Below are 1661 nucleotides of genomic sequence, written 5' to 3'. Positions count from 1 at the left end.
GGGCGGGGGGGGGGGGTACGGGCGGCGCTCCGGGGGGCGGGGGGGGCCGGGCCGGCGGCGACCTGGGCGCGGCGCCGCTCGGCCCGGCGGCGGGCGGCGGCCGGATCGGCGGGGCCCGCGGGGGCGGCGGCGGGGGCGGCGGCGCGCTGCTCGGCCCGCTCGCGGCGGGCGTCGAGCCAGGCTGCCGCCCAGTCGGCGGGCTCGGCGGCGGGGACGGCCTGCGGGGTGCCGCTCCACAGCAGGAGGAGTCCGAGCGCGTGCTTGCACGGGAACTTCCGGCTCGGGCAACTGCACTGGTAAGCGGGCGTGGCGAGCTCGACCACGGTGCGGTACGGCGTGCTGCCGCTGCCCCCGCACTCGCCCCAGACCGCGGCGCCGTCGGTGCCCTGGGCCGACCAGGGCGCGGGCGTGGAGAGCTTGCCGGCCGCCTTCTGCGACGCGGCGTCAGGCGCCAGGGACAGGACGTGTTCGGTGCTCCAGCGTTCCTCCATGGCACCGACCGTAGGCGGGGGCGCTGACACTTCCTCACCGCCCGCCGCGGATTGTCAGTGCCCGGGTGCAGGGTGGCTCCCGCAGGCCGGAGTTGCCCTCCCGTCACCCGCCGCCCCGCCGTCACCGTGCCCGGCGGCCGACCCGAAGGAGCCCCCATGACCGACGTTCTGCGGCAGCACGCCGAGGACGCCTTCGCCGGTGAACTGGCCGCCCTGGCCGCGCAGGACGACCGTCCGCGCCCCGAGCGCTGGAAGCTCTCGCCCTGGGCCGTGGCGACGTACCTGCTCGGCGGCGAACTGCCCGACGGCACCCGGATCACGCCCAAGTACGTCGGCCCGCGCCGCATCGTGGAGGTCGCCGTCACGACGCTGGCGACGGACCGCGCGCTGCTCCTGCTCGGCGTGCCGGGCACCGCCAAGACCTGGGTGTCCGAGCACCTGGCCGCCGCGATCGGCGGCGACTCCACCCTGCTCGTGCAGGGCACCGCCGGCACCCCCGAGGAGGCCGTCCGCTACGGCTGGAACTACGCCCAGCTGCTCACCAACGGGCCCAGCCGGGAGGCCCTGGTGCCCTCGCCCGTCATGCGGGCGATGGCGGACGGCAAGCTCGCCCGCATCGAGGAGCTGACCAGGATCCCGGCCGACGTGCAGGACGCCCTGATCACCGTCCTGTCCGAGAAGACGCTCCCGGTGCCGGAACTGGGCTCCGAGACGCAGGCCGTGCGCGGCTTCAACGTGATCGCCACCGCGAACGACCGGGACCGCGGCGTCAACGAGCTGTCCAGCGCGCTGCGGCGCCGCTTCAACACCGTCGTGCTGCCGCTGCCTGCCTCGCTGGAGGAGGAGGTCGACATCGTCACCCGCCGGGTGGGCCAGCTCGGCCGCTCCCTGGACCTGCCCGAACTGCCCGGCGGCGCCGAGGAGATCAGGCGGGTCGTGACGGTCTTCCGCGAGCTGCGCGCGGGGATCACGGTCGACGGCCGGACGAAGGTCAAGACGCCGGGCGGCACGCTGTCCACGGCCGAGGCGATCTCGGTGGTCACCAACGGCCTCGCCCTGGCGGCCCACTTCGGCGACGGCGTCCTGCGCGCCGCGGACGTGACGGCGGGCATCGTCGGCGCCGTCGTGCGCCCCCCCCGAGCGGGCCGGGGGGGGTGGGGGCGGTTAGGG

The 1661-nt window shown here is 76.8% G+C and carries 1 protein-coding gene and 1 pseudogene; one reads left to right on the top strand and one right to left on the bottom strand.

The annotated features are described in order from the left end of the window. Window positions 1-491 (bottom strand): SWIM zinc finger family protein (locus ACFV4F_RS24630; protein ID WP_380505468.1); only part of this gene is annotated, 491 nt, incomplete at its 3' end. Window positions 492-647: 156 nt separating this feature from the next. On the opposite strand from ACFV4F_RS24630, the pseudogene ACFV4F_RS24625 reads away from it, so the two are divergent. Further along, window positions 648-1661 (top strand): annotated as a pseudogene (locus tag ACFV4F_RS24625) (AAA family ATPase); the annotation flags it as partial.

The organism is Kitasatospora sp. NPDC059722, from assembly GCF_042733235.1.
Lineage (GTDB): Bacteria > Actinomycetota > Actinomycetes > Streptomycetales > Streptomycetaceae > Kitasatospora.
The sequence above is the reverse complement of the archived record's forward strand: the minus strand, read 5'-3'. Positions and strand labels throughout refer to the sequence as shown.